This window comes from Parabacteroides sp. AM58-2XD, from assembly GCF_003463685.1.
GTDB classification, from domain to species: Bacteria; Bacteroidota; Bacteroidia; order Bacteroidales; family Tannerellaceae; genus Parabacteroides; species Parabacteroides segnis.
Map to the genome: position 1 here is coordinate 1 of NZ_QSDP01000045.1, position 17569 is coordinate 17569.

Genomic DNA, 17569 nt, shown 5'->3' on the forward strand with positions numbered 1-17569 from the left:
CAATGCTTTACGGGCAAAACTTGTGGCGAGAATGTTCGCCGTTATCAAAAGGGATGAATTTTATTCTCCTATTTTATCGGAAAATTTTTGCTAAAAACATAAGAATATGAAACGTAGGATTTATAGTTGGTTTATGATAATTATCATGGTTGTTCCTGTAACCGGAACAAACCACTCGATTATGCTCTTCAAGTAGCCGGAGAAAACGAAACTGAATTAAAAACCGTACTGAATCATTTCAAAAAAAATCCTCAAAAATTAAAAGCAACTAAATTCCTTATTGAAAACATGCCCTATCATTTTTCACGAGAGGCATACTTCATGTCTACTAAAAAAGAAAAATACAGGCCAGACATAAGTCAATTCAACGGAGAAAAAGCAATCAAAATGCATTGTGATTTTTTATTTAAATTGGGTTACAGAATAAAAGAACAAAAAGTAGATGATATATTGACACTTGACAGCCGCTTTCTTATTGACAATATAGAACTGGCTTTTACTGTCTGGCAAAAGCCATGGGCAAAAAATGTTTCATTCAATGATTTCTGTAAATACATCCTCCCCTACCGCGCACAATGTGAAGAGGTATCTCATTTGAGAAGAGAAATTATGGAGCGCTTCGTTCCCATACTGGATTCTGCTAAAGTAAAAACTCCTTTAGAGGCATGCTTCGTACTTAATGAACATCTGAAAGGCATTATGAAATATGGACATACCGGTCTTCCCTTTTATCCAACCATTGACGAAACCTACCGTTCCGGAATCAGCCAATGCGAAGGATTATGCAATCTGGGTACTTTTATAATGAGAGCTTGTGGCATTCCGGTTACAGTAGAACAGACGACCTGGACTAAAATGGACCTGGGCCATAGCTGGTGCGTAGTTTTAGACAATGGAAAATTCTACAGCTTCGGACCGGGAGAAGATCAACCCGACACACACGCCCGCTCTTTCTCAGAAGTCAGACATAGACGACCGGCTAAAGTATATCGTTCACGTTTTGATCCGGACTTTTCTATTATGGATAAAAAAGACGACGGATATGTTACGACTCTAAAAAGTCCTCTAATCTATGATGTTACCAATGAATATCTGGATAAAACGACATCAATAAAGGTTTCTGTCGACAAAAACAACAGAAAAAAAGGAAAATCAAATCAAGTCTATTTATGTACTTATAACTATTATGAATGGTGCCCGATAGCGATCGGACATAGAAAAGATACTGTTTGTTATTTCGAAAACGTTGTTGGAGATAATATATTTATGGTTGCCGATTCACCGGATGGGAATAAATTACGAAATATTACTGCCCCCTTTTATACGGATAAAGATGGAAACATTCGTAAATTTATCCCTCAAAAAGAACATAAACAAACATTCACATTGAATAAGCGTAAGAAAAACTGGATCAGGAACATACACTACACTTTTGGGATACAGAGAAAGAACGTTTTATCCCGTTAGAATATGCAAGTTCAACTGATACAACACAAACATACGATCAAATACCCGCTAATGCATTATTATGGTTCACTATTCCGGAAAGGATCGTTAACCAACGGATATTTTTTATTGAAAACGACAGTATAAAAAGCTATTAATTCGATGGAAGAGCATAGAAAAATACATAACCTGATCAACAAAGCCATCAATATAGTCTTCTGGCTATGTATGACAGTGACTCTATGGTTTGTTTTACAGGTATTTGTCTTTGCCTCTTTCAAAATCCCCAGCGATTCGATGGAACCGGGATTAATTACAGGAGACAATATACTTGTCTGGAAACCGACCGTTGGACCTCGCTTATTCAACCTGTTTGCCTCCATGAGAAACGAGCAAACAGAGATTTATCGCATTCCCGGTTTCAAAAAGATAAAACGCAATGATATTCTGGTTTTCAATTTTCCGCATCCAAACAGTTGGGATAAAATTGAAATGCATATACTCAAATATTATATCAAACGGTGTGTCGGAATACCGGGAGATACCTTATCCATCCGAAACGGATTCTTTCATGTGGAAGGCGTACAAACTTCCGGTTATATTCAGATGGGACAGATTTCTGATACAAACTGGTCACAACTCGCTGTTAGCGGGATTTTTCGGCTGTGCATCGTTTTGGTCACAGGTAGAAATACAATTGCTTGGATAACTCTTTTTTTCAGTTTGTGCTGCCTGTATAGGTATTATTTCACCAATTTTGCTTTTCTTTGCGGAAAATTTCAGTCACGTGAATTTAATTATAGAACAAGGAAACACCTCTTCAAAAGTTGCAGTATACAATAAGAAGCACATGGAAGCCTCTTTTGTATATAAGAAATTCGATGTTGATGAATTGGAGTCTCTCTTTGGGAAATACGATTTTAAACATGGAATATTGTCGACTGTGATAGGCAAAAATGAAGTGCTGAATGATTACCTGCGTGGTAGGCTCCGGCGCTTTATCTTTTTGGATGAAACTGTAAAGTTGCCTATAACGGTTCAATATGAAACGCCCGAAACTTTGGGAAAAGACCGGTTGGCTGCGGCTGTCGGTGCCAATTACCTGGAACCGGGAAAAGACCTGCTTGTCATTGATGCTGGCACAGCAATTACTTACGAATTGATTGAGGCCTCGGGTTCTTATCTGGGAGGGAATATCTCTCCGGGAATGACTACCCGTTTCAAGGCTTTGAACTTTTATACAAAAAAACTACCTTTGGTGACGGAACAGGAGGAAGTCCCTTTATTGGGTACCAATACCGAGAGTGCTATCCAGGCAGGAGTAGTGAATGGGATAGTCTACGAGATGGACGGGTATATCGAGAAGTTACGGATAAAATATCCTAACCTTTTGGTTTTTTTAACAGGCGGTCATTCGTTTTATTTTGAAAGCCGACTAAAAAACTCCATCTTTGCAGACATTAATTTAGTGTTGACAGGATTAAACAGAATCTTAGAGTATAATGTTGAAGATTAATAAGCTACTAATAGTAAGCATTCTTATATTGACACAGTTGTCGCTAGCGGCACAAAATAACACTAACTCGCCCTATACCCGTTTTGGGTATGGTGAATTAGCGGATCGTTCATTCGGAGCCGGACGGGCAATGGGGGGCGTTGGTTTCGGATTAAGATCGTCGAAACAGATCAACCCGATGAACCCGGCATCGTATACAAGCATGGATTCATTGACATTCCTTTTTGATTTTGGAGCATCGGGCCAGCTTTCATGGTTTGATGACGGAGTCAATAAACAGCACAATATTAATGGGAATGTGGAGTATATTGCAATGCAGTTCCCGATACATAAACGTATTGCGATGAGTGTGGGTATTTTACCTTACTCGTATGTCGGATATAGCTTTGGTGCCCGGAGAACATCTGAAGGTGGATTTAATTATGTGGAAACATTTAATGGTTCCGGCGGATTAAACGATTTGTATGCAGGTTTGTCTATAGATATATGGAAGAAGCGTCTTTCAGTCGGAGCGAATGTCGGATATCTTTTTGGAAACATCAAGCATGAGCAGAGTTCTATTGTAGGACAGGGCTCAGAACGGAACACGATTCGTAATCAGAATCTGGAAGTACGGGATATAAAACTGGACTTTGGAGTTCAATATACCCACCCGATCAGTAAAACAGAAAATGTTACATTCGGGTTGGCCTTTTCTCCAAAAAACCGTTTGAATGCGACTTATATTAATATGACTTATGCGGCAACCAGTTCCGGTTCTGCCGAGATCGTAGCTTCGGATACGACAAAGAGTAAAGCATTTGATATACCGAACTCGATCGGTTTTGGTGCATCATATGTGAAAAATAATAAGATGACATTAGCTGCGGATGTACTGTATGAAACATGGGATAAAGCGTATTATGATGATTCAAAAGATAGTTTTAAGAACCGTGTTCGGGTTGCAGCCGGAGGCGAGTTTATTCCAAATTATCAGAATCGTAATTTTTTCGGCCGGGTAAGATACCGTGCCGGTGCCCATTATAGCAATTCCTATCTGATGATAAATAATACAGATGATGCAGCATATAAAGGAAATGGCTATAATGAATATGGTGTGAGCGTCGGTTTCGGATTACCGTTGGTTGATAACCGTTCGTTGGTAAATGTGTCTTTTGAATACACGAAGATTAACCCAAGTGGTAAAAACATGATTGATGAACAGTATTTCCGTTTTACTGTTAATTACACATTTAATGAAATGTGGTTCTGGAAGAAAAAGGTAGATTAATTTAAATTGCTAACTTAAATTAAAACAGATATGAAAATAAAGGTATTATTAATTGCGGCTGCATGCTCTATGGGAGCACTAGGCGCATATGCACAGAAAGGAGTAGATAATGGAACACAATTTGGGTCTGGCGAAGACAGTATCCGTTGTATAACCAATATCAGCTTGTTCGTTCCTTATGCTAAGGCAGGGAATTTTAAGGATGCATATGATTTTTGGAAAATTGTTTACGAAGAATGTCCTGCTGCAACAAAGGATATTTATTTGCATGGTGTAAAGATCATGGCATGGAAGATTGCCAATGAAAAAGATCCGGCGAAGAAAGCTGCTTTGATCGATGATCTGATGGGAGTATATGACAAACGTGTGAAATATTTCGGTGATGACAGACGCTACGGCAAAGACTGGATCGTTTCCCGTAAAGCACAGGATTATATCCAGCAGATGGGAGATAAAGCCGATTATAATAAACTGTATAACTGGTTGGGTGAAATCATCAACGAATATGGAGACAAAACGGAAGCATTAGGGGTTTCTTTGTATATGTTTGCTTCTTATCAGAAGATGGCTGATGATCCTAATCACAAAGGACAATACGTTGAAGATTATCTGAAAGCATCTAAAATCCTGGATACTCAGTTGCAGGCTGCACAAGCTGCCAACAACGAAAAAGAAGTTAACAACCTGACAACATTCAAAACAAGTGTGAACGGTGCATTTGCAAACAGTGGTGCTGCCGATTGCGAAACATTGCAGAACCTGTATGCTCCGAAAGTTGAAGAAAGCAAGAGTGATCTGGCTGCTTTAAAAGAAATCGTTTCTCTGCTGAGACGTGTTCGTTGCCAGGAAATCGATGCATTCTTTGCTGCAGCAGCATATGCTTATGAACTTGAGCCGAGTGCAGATGCCGCTATTGGTATTGCTAAACGTGCTGTAAAGAATAAAGAATATGACACAGCTGTCAAATATTTTGAAGAAGCAGCCAATATGGAAACAGACCCTTCTTCAAAAGCTGAAGATTATTATATGATCGCAGTGATTAATCTGGATCAGAAAAATTATTCAAAAGCAAGGGAATATGCAAAGAAAGCTGCAGCTACAAATACTAGCTATGGTCAGCCGTACATCCTGATTGGCCAGATGTATGCTGCTACAGTTAAGAATGTATTTCCGAATGACGGTGTTTTGGCAAGAGCTGCCTACAATGTGGCAATCGACCAGTGGGAAAAAGCAAAACAGGTTGATGAAAGCTGTGTAGACGAAGCTAACAAGTTGATTTCTACTTACCGTGCTCATTTGCCTTCTACAGAGGAAGTTTTCATGCATCCGGATCTGGAAAAGGGTAAATCATTTACTGTAGGTGGTTGGATCGGTGAGACAACAAGAATCAGATAATTATGACGGAAACGCGTTTTCTTTGTAAAACGAACAAATATGGCATAACAACTACTTTCGCGGTAGTTGTTATGCTTCTTTTATTTATGGCTTCCTGTGGCAAGGAGAATAAAGAAGTGGTGGAAGTTACCTTCGATCCGGAAAATACCTATACGCTGAGAACGACCGATGTTTCCAGTCTTATCTCTGATTCCGGTATCACCCGTTACCGGATGAACGCGAAAGAGTGGTTGGTGTTCGGAAAAGCCAAGGAGCCTTACAGCTATTTTCCCCAGGGGGTTTACGTGGAGAAATTTGATTCCTTGTTTAATGTAGAAGCAAGTGTAAAAGCAGATACCGCTTATTATTGGGATAAGAAAGGGCTGTATAAGCTGATTGGTCATGTGGGTATTTTGAGCCAGGAAGGTAAAAAGTTGAATACTTCAATACTGTATTTCGACCAGAAAGAAGACCAAATTTACACAGATGAATACTTTGAGCTGGAAGAAGGGGATAAGATTATCACCGGCATCGGATTTAAGTCGAACCAGAACATGACGAAATATAAGATATTTAATTCGCAGGGAACATTCCCTGTCAGCGATACAGCACGTGATACTTCGCGTGTGAATACTGCAACCGGCGATTCTGTGGTTGTGAATATAGCAAAGCCGGATTCAATAAAATAGAACTGATGTGAATGCATTAACGTACATATTGATTTCATTAGCCTTTTCCGCTTTTTTTTCCGGTATGGAGATCGCATTTATTTCTTCTAATAAGTTGCGGCATGAACTGGATAAAAAAAATAAGAATATAGCCGGTAAAATATTGGATATTTTTTACCGGAATCCAAACCAGTTTATATCAACGATGCTGGTGGGTAATAATATCGCACTGGTTGTCTATGGTTTACAGATGGCAGTTGTCCTGGAACCGTTTATCGCCCGTTTCATTGATAATGAGGCTCTGATTGTTCTTATTCAGTCTGTTATCTCGACACTCCTGATATTGTTTACAGGCGAGTTTATCCCGAAGACGATTTTCAAATTGAATCCTAACTTTTCTTTGAATTTGTTTTCGGTCCCTTTGTTGATCATATACATTATATTATATCCTATCTCGAAGTTTTCAGCACTGATTTCTTATCTGATACTGAAATTAGTGGGAGTAAAGAATATTACTCAATCGAGCAGGCGTACTTTAGGTAAAGTGGATCTTGACTTTTTTATTCAGCAAAGTATCGAAGATGCTCCTCTGAATTCAGATATGGATACGGAAGTGAAAATATTTCAAAATGCGCTTGATTTTTCCAATGTCCGTTTGCGCGATTGTATTGTTCCCCGTACGGAGATTGTCGCCTGTGATAAGACTGTCAGTATGGAAGAACTTCGTTCTAAGTTTATTGAAACGGGGTTGTCGAAGATATTGATCTATAACGAAAATATAGATGATATTATCGGATATATCCATTCATCGGAATTATTTAAAAATCCGGAAGATTGGACACAGAGTATAAAGACTGTTTCCATTGTCCCGGAAACGATGGCAGCCAATAAGCTGATGAAGGTTCTGATGCAGGACAAAAAGAGTCTGGCTGTGGTTGTGGATGAATTTGGCGGTACAGCGGGGATTGTGACGCTGGAGGATCTGGTAGAGGAGATCTTTGGAGAGATAGAGGATGAGCATGATATGAAATCATACGTAGCCCGGAAAGTTTCGGACGATGAATACCTGATATCCGGTCGTATGGAGATAGATACTCTCAATGAAAAGTTCAACCTTGAGCTCCCGGAATCAGACGATTACGTAACGATTGCCGGATATATCCTGCATTTCTACCAAAAATTTCCTAAATTGAATGAATCAATCGTAATTGATAAATATACTTTTAAAATCATAAAAGTAACGGCAACGAAAATAGAACTTGTGCGAATGAAAGTAGGCAATTGATGAAAAAAAGTGGAATAAAAGATGTAACAAATTCTTTTTTTCGTATCTTCGTGCCCTTAAACTGTAAAATATAAACTTTAAAAATAAATAACGATAAATGGCTACGCTGGAAAAAATCAGAAGCAAAGCAGGACTGCTCGTACTCGTTGTGGGTTTGGCATTGTTCGCTTTTATCATTGGAGACTTTTTGAACTCCGGTTCTACTTATTTCAGACAAACTCAGGAGAGAGTTGCTAAGGTTGACGGGGAAGTAATTAAAATTCAGGATTATCAAGGACGTATTGATGAAATGACTGAGATGTACAAGATGCAATCCGGTCAGACCAATCTGCCCGAAGAATACATGAATCAGATCCGTCAGTCGGTATTCGATGCTATGGTACAGGAAATTGTACTTGACGAAGCAACTGATAAATTAGGTATGGCTGTAAGTCCGGAAGAATTGTTTGACATGGTTCAGGGTGAGAATATTTCACCGATGATTCAGCAGATGCAGATGTTTGTTAATCCGCAGACCGGACAATTCGACAAAACAGCTCTGTTGAATTTCCTGAAAACAATTGACGACGACAATATCGCAAGCTACCCTGCAGATCAGCAGGCTCAGTTGCTCCAGGCTCGCAATTTCTGGTTGTTCTGGGAAAAGAACATTAAACGTCAGCGTCTGGAACAAAAATATACAACATTGTTAAGTAAGGCTGTTTCAGCAAACGTGCTGGATGCAAAAGAAGCATTCAATGACGCAGCTGAAAACTCTGACATTGTTTATGCTATGCAGTCATATGCAAGCATTCCTGACTCAACAATCGAAGTAAGCAAGAGTGAAATCGAAAAGCTGTACAACCAGCGTAAGGAACTTTACAAACAAAAAGAAGGTAAAGTGATCAAGTATATCGCTGTTGACATTCGTCCCAGCCAGGAAGATTATGACAAAGCAAGTGCTGATATCGAATCTTTGAAAGAAGAATTCACTACTTCTGAAAAGGTGGCTGATATTGTAAATGAAAATTCAGAAGTTCCTTACATGGATGCTTTCTTTACAGAAAATGCCTTTGATCCGGAAATGAAACAATTCGCAACGACTTCGGAAGTTGGTTCTGTGTATGGCCCGGTATTCGATAACAACAAATACAGAATGTTCAAGTTGGTGGACAAGAAAGTTGCTCCGGACTCTGTTAAGGTAAGCCATATTATGTTGGCAAATGGAGACGAAGCCCGTACGACAGCTTTGGCTGACAGCTTGATGAATGTATTGAAGAACGGTGGAGACTTTGCTGCATTGGCAAAAGAATTCTCTGCTGACCAGGCTGCTGAAAATGGCGGTGAACTGGGATGGTTCACAGAAATTACTGCACTGAGAGGTGTAAATGAAGACTTTAAGAATGCTGTTTTCTCTACTCCGGTAAACGAAATTGCCAAAGTAAAATCTTTGTATGGAACTCACCTGGTGAAAGTAACAGAAAAAACAGCTAATGTAAATAAGTATAAAGTAGCGGATATTGACATGACAGTATCTCCGAGCTCTAAAACTTATAGCAATATCTATAACGAGTTGAACCAGTTCATTTCACAGAACAACGATTTAGCTAAGTTGGATGAAGCTGCTAAAGAAGCTGGATATAATCTGATTGCAGGTGTAAATGTTACTGCTGATAACCAGACGTTGGGTAGCATTAAAAATTCTCGTCCGGTAATCCGTTGGGCATTCCAGAATGATAAGGGTAAAATCTCTGAAATCTTTGAATGTGACGATAAGTTTGTAATTGCAGGCGTAGAAGGTACTATAAAAGAAGGTTACCGCTCGGTTGCCTCTTTAACTCCTGCTTTGAAAGCTGAAATCGCTGCTCAGAAGAAAGGTGAGAAGATCGCTGCTGATCTGAAGGCTAAAAATCTGACATCAGTTGAAGCTTATGCTGATGCAATGGGTTCAAAAGTTGATTCAGTGAAGTTTATCAACTTCGGAACACGTCGTATCTCCGGTATCGGTGTAGAACCGAAACTGAATGCAATGGTTTCTCTTGCTGAGGTTGGTCAGGTAAGTGCTCCGGTTGCCGGTAACAATGGCGTATATGTATTTAAAGTATACGACAGAAACAAGGATGCAAAAGAATACAACGAAGCAGAAGAAATTAAAACGTTGGATGCATCAAACGCATATCGCTTCGGATTCCAGGCTATCCAGTCACTGGTTAACAAAGCAGATGTAGAAGACAACCGTATACGTTTCTTCTAAACAAATAAAGCTCAAAAGGTATTACATAATCCTTTTTAAGGAAAGCTGCCGGACTTATTCAGAAAAGTCCGGCAGCTTTTTTTATCTTTGTGCCGGATTAATCGTTATATAACAATATACAATGCAAGAAAAGAGACAATTGTTAGGCATGACGCTGGACGAACTGAAGGAAGTGGCGGCACAGGTCGGTTTACCGGGATACGCTGCAAAACAGATGGCCGATTGGCTGTATAAGAAGAAAGTTACCTCTATTGCGGAAATGACTAATATTGCTGTTGCCAAACGTACTCTTTTGGAAGAGTCTTTTGAGGTAGGGGCACTCCCTCCGGTTGATTGTATGAAATCGGTCGATGGAACGATTAAATATTTATTTGCTGCAGGGAACGGTAATTTTGTGGAGGCTGTTTATATCCCGACCGACGACAGGGCTACATTATGTGTGTCTTCGCAGGTCGGATGCAAGATGAACTGCCTGTTTTGTATGACGGGTAAACAAGGTTTTACTGCCAATCTTACGGCAAATCAAATATTGAACCAGATCCAGTCTGTTCCGGAATCAGAATCATTGACAAATCTGGTCTTTATGGGAATGGGGGAACCTTTGGATAATGTGGATGAGTTGTTTAAGGTGCTTGAAATCCTTACTTCTACCTATGGATATGGGTGGAGTCCCAAGCGGATAACAGTTTCCACTATCGGGGTGGCAAAAGGCTTGAAGCGTTTTCTGGAAGAAAGCGACTGCCATTTGGCAGTCAGTCTGCATTCTCCTTTTCATGAAGAACGTTTGTCTTTAATGCCTGTAGAAAAAGCTTATCCGGCGCAGGGCGTCATTGATCTCATCAGGCAATATGATTTCTCCCATCAACGTCGTGTTTCTTTTGAATATATAGTTTTTAAAAATTTAAATGATAGTCTGAAACATGCTAAAGCCCTGATTTGTTTATTAAATGATGTAGATTGCAGGGTTAACCTGATTCGTTTTCATGCTATCCCTAACGTCCCGTTGGAAAGTTCGGATTTGGCGAAGATGGAAGTCTTTCGTGATACATTGAACAATGCAGGGATTGTTTGTACAATCCGTGCTTCGAGAGGAGAGGATATATTTGCTGCCTGTGGAATGCTGTCGACAGCAAAAAAACAACAAAACGGATAGAAGACAAGTCATTTGATAGAAAAGAATTATATTTGTGTTATAAAAACGAATGGGTATGAAAAAGATTTCTTTACAGATTAGCTTACTCATGTTTCTGGTATTGCTGGGAGCATGTAGCTCAGGACCGGTTGGAAAACGCGCCACAGGCCTTGCTTATGAGGTTGTAGTTGTAATGAAAAAAGCTGATTGGGATGGCCCTTCGGGAAAGGCTATTAAACAAGAGCTGACATCTGATGTCCCAGGTCTTCCTCAATCTGAACCTGCATTGAAGATTACTTATGTAGATCCTTCACAATTCGACGGATTATTGACTTATGTCCGCAATATACTGATTGTAAATATTGATCCGTCTATTTACACGAAGGCTTCGGTAAGTTATGAGACGACCGTTGGGCTAAAGGGCAGGTAGTTGTGACACTGAATGCTCCTTCTCCTGAAGCTATTATTGAATATTCACAGGCTCATCCGAAAGCGCTGGTTGATTTCTTTGTGAAAGTCGAAATGAACCGGGCGATTGGCCAGTTGGAGAAAGATTACAGTACTGTTGTCATGGATAATCTGAAAAATAATCATGACCTGATGCTGAATGCTCCGTCTAATATGACCTATTATCGTGATACGACAGATTTCTTCTGGGCGTCTAATAATGCTAATACTGGTCGTACAGATCTGATTGTATATACTTTCCCTTATACCGATCCGAATACCTTCACGGCAGAATATCTGGTAGCAAAGCGCGACTCGGTGTTGAAGGAAAATCTGCCGGGAGCTTTCCCTGAATCGTATATGACGACTGAGTCCCGTTTTGGGGTAGAATATACGCCGATCACAGTAAACGGGCAGTATTGCGGTGTGCTGCGCGGTTTGTGGAAAATGGTCGGTGATATGATGGGCGGACCGTTTGTCAGCCATGTCCGTCTGGATGAAAAGAATAACCGGGTCGTTGTAGCCGAAGGCTTTGTTTTTGCTCCTGAAACAGATAAACGTAACTTTATCCGTCGTATCGAAGCTGCTTTATATACACTTCGCTTGCCGGGTGAATTTGATAAATCGGTGGAAGGGAAGCTGGACATACCGGAAAGTAAGAAATAAACAAACATAATACATGGAAGAACGATTGATTAAGGTGGGCATTACCCACGGAGATATAAATGGCATCGGATATGAGGTGATACTGAAAACATTCTCGGATGCCAGAGTTGCCGAACTTTGTACTCCGGTTATATACGGATCATCAAAAATAGCAGCTTATCACCGGAAAGCGTTGGAATTGCCTCCTGTGAATATGAACATCATTTCCCAGGCAGAAGATGCCGGTATAAACCGGGTGAATATCATCAACTGTGTGGACGATGAAACAAAAGTAGAATTATCGCAGTCGACATCGATAGCCGGAGAAGCTGCATTTTTAGCTTTGGAAGCTGCTGTTACAGACCTGAAACGGGGTGCTGTAGATGTATTGCTGACAGCACCGATCAATAAGCACAATATCCAGAATGACCAGTTCCATTTTCCGGGACATACCGAATACCTGGAAGAGCGTTTTGGCGGAGTGGGCCGGAAGGCATTGATGATTTTGATGAAGGATGGTCTGCGTGTTGCTTTGGTGACCGGACATATCCCATTGGCAGAAGTTCCTTCCAGAATAACCGTAGAGGATATCGTGTCGAAATTGCGCATATTCAATCAGTCGCTCAAGCAGGACTTCGGGATTGTAAAACCACGTATTGCCGTGCTTTCATTGAATCCTCATGCAGGTGATGATGGCTTACTGGGAAAAGAAGAAGAAACGATCATTATTCCGGCCATGGAAGAGGCGGAAAAAAGAGGTGTCATGTCTTTTGGCCCTTATGCGGCAGACGGATTTTTCGGCTCTCAGATGTACGATAAATTTGATGGCGTATTAGCGATGTACCATGATCAGGGTTTGGCGCCGTTTAAAACGCTGGCCATGGATGACGGGGTTAACTATACGGCCGGTCTGTCGATTGTCCGTACTTCGCCGGCTCACGGAACAGCTTACGATATAGCCGGACAGAATGTGGCTTCCGAAGAGTCGTTCCGCCAGGCGTTATATACTGCGCTGGATATTTACCGGAACAGGTTGAATTATCGGGAAGCTACTGCAAACCCTCTCCGCAAGCAATATTTTGATAAGGGAGGCGATAATGAAAAGCTGGATCTTACCAAAGATGACGATGCAGAGGTTTGTCCTCAGTAAATAATAAAAAACAGATCCCCTGGAAATACACTTTTTCAGGGGATATTTGTTATAAAGACTAACAGTCCATATCTGTTGTATTTTATAATAATATGGTCTGTATTGCGCTTTTTGACTTCAAACTTTTTTTGATAGGAAAAGTTTGTGTAAGTTTGTGGTTCAAAATTGCAACATGAATTATGTTTAAAGATAAAACGATCGTATATACCTCCGGAACATTTGATATGTTTCATTATAATCATCTCCGGATGATCAATTATGCCCGTAGCCTGGCTGATATCCTGATTGTAGGAGTGAGCACGGACGAACTGGTTTCTTCTTATAAAGCGAATCCTATTATCCCGTTCAATGAACGCCTTCAAATTATTGAAGCGTTGAAAACTCCGGATATTGTAATACCGCAGCATACATTGGATCATACGGAGATCGTAAAGAAACTGAATATCGATGCTTTTGTTGTGGGGGATGACTGGTTTGGTAAATATGATTATTTAAAAGATTTAGGCGTACAGGTTTTTTATTTCCCTTATGGAACCGGTGTTTCTTCCTCTAATCTGAAGAAAACGATTCATGATTCTTACGAAGAAAATCTGAAATATCAACGACATGCTAAACCTGCCACTGTAAAGGGAAAAGGGGAGGAATAAAGATTACTCATGGAAAAGTGTGCTTTAATTACCGGTGGTACAAAGGGTATAGGTAAAGCGGTGGCTCTCTGTTTGGGGAAAGCCGGGTATAACCTTGTGCTTACTTATGCTTCCGATCCCGGGATGGCCGAACAAACCCGCGAAGGGTTGCAACAGCAATTCGGAATCAATGTGTCTGTGCTACAGGCTGATATTACAAAGAAAGAGTCCATTGATAAAATAGATGCTTATTTGCAGGAGAAGAATTTGCTTTTAGATGCACTGGTCTTTAATGCGGGGTTGACTTGCCGCGATTCGTTCGAGGACTTGTCACTTACTGATTGGGAACGTGTATTCTTTGCCAATGTTCATTTTCCGGTGTTCTTATTGCAACGTATTGTCGGACGGATAAATAAAGGTGGTAGTGTGGTCTTTACCGGTTCCCTGATGGGGATCCAGCCTCATTCGGTATCTCTGGCTTACGGAGTGACTAAGAGTGCTGTACATGCCTTAGTGAAGAATATGGTTAAATTCCTGGTTCCTTATGAATTGCGTGTGAACGCAGTTGCTCCCGGGTTTGTCGACACCGAATGGCAGAAGACTAAACCGGCAGAAATACGGCGGAATATAGAAAATAAAGTTTCTTTAGGCCGTTTCTGTGATCCGGAAGAGTTGGCCGAAGTGTATAAGATGTTAATAGAAAATAGTTATTTTAATGGCGAAGTGGTCGTTGTAGACGGCGGATATTCGTATAAATAATAGATCATGAGTAATTTGGATAAAGAATACGAAGCATCACTAAAATCAATAGAAACAGAAAATGTTGTCGACCGGGCGTTTTACCGTCCGATAGGTTTTCGTATCGCTCGTATGTTGCGCGGCACGGGGATTACCCCGAATATGGTAACGGTTATTTCTATATTTGTGGGAGCTGCTGTCGGCTTCATGTTTTATCATGATAATCTAGTTTATAATATTTGTGGTATTTTATTGTTGGTCTTTGCCAATATACTGGATTGCGTAGACGGACAGCTGGCTCGTCTGACAGGTATCAAGTCCGCTATCGGACGTATATTGGACGGATTTGCCGGTGATATCTGGTTTGCCTCTATCTATGTAGGTTTTGCCCTTCGTCTGTCTCATGAGTATGGTACTTATTGGTTTTTTGCTTTGGCCGTTGTGTCCGGTTTATCCCATCTGGTGCAGGCTAATATAACCGATTATTATAAAACATTGCATCTCTATTTTATCAGTAAGGACAAAGGAGCTGAGTTCCAGTCGCTGGAACAGGTCATTGCCCGTCATAAGGAGATGAAGCTGGGTATCAATAAAACTTTTTATTTCCTTTATAGGGGATACACATTACTTCAGGTGAAAGCCACTCCAGCCTTGCAGCGTATGTTGCAGAGCCTCCATGCCAAATATGGAGATGATATTCCGGAAAATGTGCGTATTGCTTTTCGTAAACAAAGTCGTGAGTTAATGCGTTATATTGATCTCTTGACATTTAACGGACGTACAATCGTTATGTTTATAGTTGTATTGATCGGAGAAGTATGGGTTTATTTCCTGTATGAAATAATCGTATTGAATATCGTGCTGCTATTGTCGATGCGCAAGCACGAAAAAATGTGCGCATCGTTTATAGAATAAGTAAAAAGTATGAAAAAGAGCGTAGTAGACATTAATGATTTGCAGGAAGCTGCCCCGTTCTTCAAAAGCCGTATAGGCACCTTCCTTGGCAAATTATTGATTAAGTGGTTGAGTGTTGACAAAGTAAACAAAGTACATGCCAATAACTGCCATCTGCGCGGTTCAGCGTTTACTACAGCATTACTGAGTGATCCACTGATCGATATCAAGTATAATCTGCATCATGCGGAAATACTGGATAACCTGCCCGAAGGGGCATTTATAACCATATCCAATCATCCGATCGGTTCGATCGACGGTATTATACTGATCGACATTATGGCTGCTCGTCGTCCGGACTTTAAAGTGATGGTGAACGAGATTCTGGTAAAGATCGGTGCCATGAAGGATAATTTTGTTTCGGTGTTGCCCGATTCAACCGGTAATGGTCCGAATCCGGCCAACATAAACGGGGTGCGTTATTCTTTGCAGCGACTGAAAGAAGGGCATCCGATGGGATTCTTTCCGGCAGGGGCGATCTCCTTTTATAATAAGGATGATAAAGAGATCCATGACTTGCCCTGGACCCATAGTGTGATCCGTCTGATTCGGAAGGCGAATGTGCCGGTATACCCTGTTTACTTTGATTTCCTTAATTCCCGTTTCTTTTACTGGTTGGGAAGTATCAGTTGGAAAATACGTACCTTGCGTATTCCAGCCGAAGCCTTCAACAAACGCGGTAAAACAGTCGATGTGTATGTGGGGAAACCTATCTCTCCGGAAGAAATGAAGGATTTTACGGATGATACGGCATTGGCTGAATTCTTATTTAATCGTACCTATGGTGCAAAAAAATAAGAAACCGCTGATAGATTCTACTCCTGATAGCTGGAATTTGAATTAAGATTTGTAATTTTGGCAGACAAACTGAAATAATTACAGATATTCAATAGAAGATATGATGATTAAGGTTGATGTCCAGCAAATAAAACAGCGTTTTGGAATAATAGGAAACAGCCCTGGCCTGAACAGGGCAATCGATGTCGCTCTGCAGGTGGCTCCGACAGATTTGTCTGTGCTTATTACCGGGGAGAGTGGTGTCGGTAAAGAAACTTTTCCACAGATTATACATCAGAACAGTCCGCGTAAACACGGACAGTATATAGCCGTAAACTGTGGTGCCATTCCGGAAGGACGATTGACTCAGAGTTGTTCGGACATGAAAAAGGTTCCTTTACCGGAGCTTTGGCCGACCGTAAAGGATATTTTGAAGTAGCCGATGGCGGAACTATTTTTCTGGATGAAGTAGGGGAACTGCCTATTCCGACACAAGCCCGTCTGCTGCGTGTGCTTGAGACCGGTGAGTTTATAAAAGTCGGTTCTTCAAAGGTGCTGAAAACGAACGTGAGGATTGTTGCTGCAACCAACGTTAATCTGATACAGGCGGTAGCCGACGGAAAATTCCGTGAAGATCTGTATTATCGTTTGAATACCGTACCTATCCAGATCCCTCCGTTGCGTGAACGTCCGGATGACATCATTTTGTTGTTTCGTAAATTTGCCGGAGACTGTGCGGAGAAATATCGTATGCCGCCGGTTCGCTTGGATGATGAAGCACGCCAGCTGCTGACCTCCTACCGTTGGCCGGGCAACGTCCGTGAGTTGAAGAATATAACGGAACGTATCTCGTTATCGAAGAGAACCGTGATATTACAGCAGACGTTCTGCGTTTGTATCTTCCTGATCTGAATGTGGAAAAATATCCGGTGCTGGTCAAAAAGCAGGATAACGACCAGAAGTTTTTCAATAGTGAACGCGAGATACTTTACCAGGTTCTTTTCGATATGAAGAAAGATGTCAATGATCTGAAAAAGCTGGTTCATGATATAATGGGAGGTAAGATGCCTATGCCGGTTGCCGATGAGACACCCTATGCCCATCCGATTCGTCCGGTACATTCTGCTCCGATTCAGGAAGCGGAAGCCGTAGAGGAAGAAGAAACACTTTCTTTGGAAGAAGTGGAGAAAGAAATGATCCGTAAAGCATTGGAGAAACATAACGGACGGAGGAAAAATGCGGCGGCTGATCTGAAAATATCAGAACGTACTCTTTATAGAAAGATTAAAGAATATAATTTGGAATAAT

Annotated in this window: 13 protein-coding genes and 3 pseudogenes; all 16 read left to right on the top strand. The window is 40.9% G+C overall.

The window, feature by feature from the left end:
* The first annotated feature begins 387 nt into the window (after positions 1-387).
* The 16 genes and pseudogenes from DXA15_RS12185 (at position 388) to DXA15_RS12260 (ending at position 17568) form a co-directional block, all read left to right on the top strand.
* The gene (locus DXA15_RS12185; protein WP_233567232.1) at positions 388-1467 is read left to right on the top strand and encodes a transglutaminase-like domain-containing protein; all 1080 of its coding nucleotides are present in this window, start codon (positions 388-390) and stop codon (positions 1465-1467) included.
* 141 nt (positions 1468-1608) lie between these two features.
* A pseudogene (gene lepB / locus DXA15_RS12190) lies at positions 1609-2037 on the top strand (signal peptidase I); the annotation flags it as partial.
* 205 nt (positions 2038-2242) lie between these two features.
* Positions 2243-2962, top strand: coding sequence for a type III pantothenate kinase (locus DXA15_RS12195; protein WP_233567238.1), 720 nt, complete (start codon positions 2243-2245; stop codon positions 2960-2962).
* The gene (locus DXA15_RS12200; protein ID WP_128134203.1) at positions 2949-4232 is read left to right on the top strand and encodes a hypothetical protein; all 1284 of its coding nucleotides are present in this window, start codon (positions 2949-2951) and stop codon (positions 4230-4232) included. The genes DXA15_RS12195 and DXA15_RS12200 overlap by 14 nt, the downstream gene beginning before the upstream one ends.
* Before the next feature lie 30 nt (positions 4233-4262).
* Positions 4263-5627, top strand: coding sequence for a lipopolysaccharide assembly protein LapB (locus tag DXA15_RS12205; protein ID WP_128134204.1), 1365 nt, complete (start codon positions 4263-4265; stop codon positions 5625-5627).
* Positions 5628-5629: 2 nt separating this feature from the next.
* Complete coding sequence (gene lptC, locus DXA15_RS12210) at positions 5630-6295, top strand: LPS export ABC transporter periplasmic protein LptC (RefSeq protein WP_128134205.1); 666 nt, start codon at positions 5630-5632, stop codon at positions 6293-6295.
* Positions 6296-6302: 7 nt separating this feature from the next.
* The gene (locus tag DXA15_RS12215; RefSeq protein ID WP_128134206.1) at positions 6303-7559 is read left to right on the top strand and encodes a hemolysin family protein; all 1257 of its coding nucleotides are present in this window, start codon (positions 6303-6305) and stop codon (positions 7557-7559) included.
* Positions 7560-7656: 97 nt separating this feature from the next.
* Positions 7657-9792, top strand: coding sequence for a SurA N-terminal domain-containing protein (locus DXA15_RS12220; RefSeq protein ID WP_128134207.1), 2136 nt, complete (start codon positions 7657-7659; stop codon positions 9790-9792).
* Between the two features lie 121 nt (positions 9793-9913).
* A complete protein-coding gene (rlmN, locus tag DXA15_RS12225; protein ID WP_046144999.1) occupies positions 9914-10945 on the top strand; it encodes a 23S rRNA (adenine(2503)-C(2))-methyltransferase RlmN in 1032 nt (343 codons plus the stop codon).
* Positions 10946-11000: 55 nt separating this feature from the next.
* Positions 11001-12037 (top strand): annotated as a pseudogene (locus DXA15_RS12230) (DUF4837 family protein).
* Between the two features lie 13 nt (positions 12038-12050).
* Positions 12051-13166 carry a 4-hydroxythreonine-4-phosphate dehydrogenase PdxA gene (gene pdxA / locus DXA15_RS12235; RefSeq protein WP_007658914.1) on the top strand — a complete coding sequence of 372 codons (1116 nt, stop codon included), beginning with the start codon at positions 12051-12053 and terminating at the stop codon, positions 13164-13166.
* A gap of 179 nt (positions 13167-13345) precedes the next feature.
* Positions 13346-13813 (top strand): adenylyltransferase/cytidyltransferase family protein, encoded by a 468-nt coding sequence (locus DXA15_RS12240; protein ID WP_007658908.1) that lies wholly within the window; start codon positions 13346-13348, stop codon positions 13811-13813.
* 9 nt (positions 13814-13822) lie between these two features.
* Positions 13823-14551 carry an SDR family NAD(P)-dependent oxidoreductase gene (locus DXA15_RS12245; RefSeq protein ID WP_128134208.1) on the top strand — a complete coding sequence of 243 codons (729 nt, stop codon included), beginning with the start codon at positions 13823-13825 and terminating at the stop codon, positions 14549-14551.
* A 6-nt stretch (positions 14552-14557) separates the two neighbouring features.
* Positions 14558-15445, top strand: coding sequence for a CDP-alcohol phosphatidyltransferase family protein (locus tag DXA15_RS12250; RefSeq protein ID WP_128134209.1), 888 nt, complete (start codon positions 14558-14560; stop codon positions 15443-15445).
* A gap of 9 nt (positions 15446-15454) precedes the next feature.
* Positions 15455-16282: a lysophospholipid acyltransferase family protein gene (locus DXA15_RS12255; protein WP_128134210.1), complete on the top strand. Its 828-nt coding sequence runs from the start codon at positions 15455-15457 to the stop codon at positions 16280-16282.
* A 103-nt stretch (positions 16283-16385) separates the two neighbouring features.
* Positions 16386-17568: pseudogene (locus DXA15_RS12260) on the top strand (sigma-54 interaction domain-containing protein).
* The last annotated feature ends 1 nt before the right edge of the window (position 17569 follow it).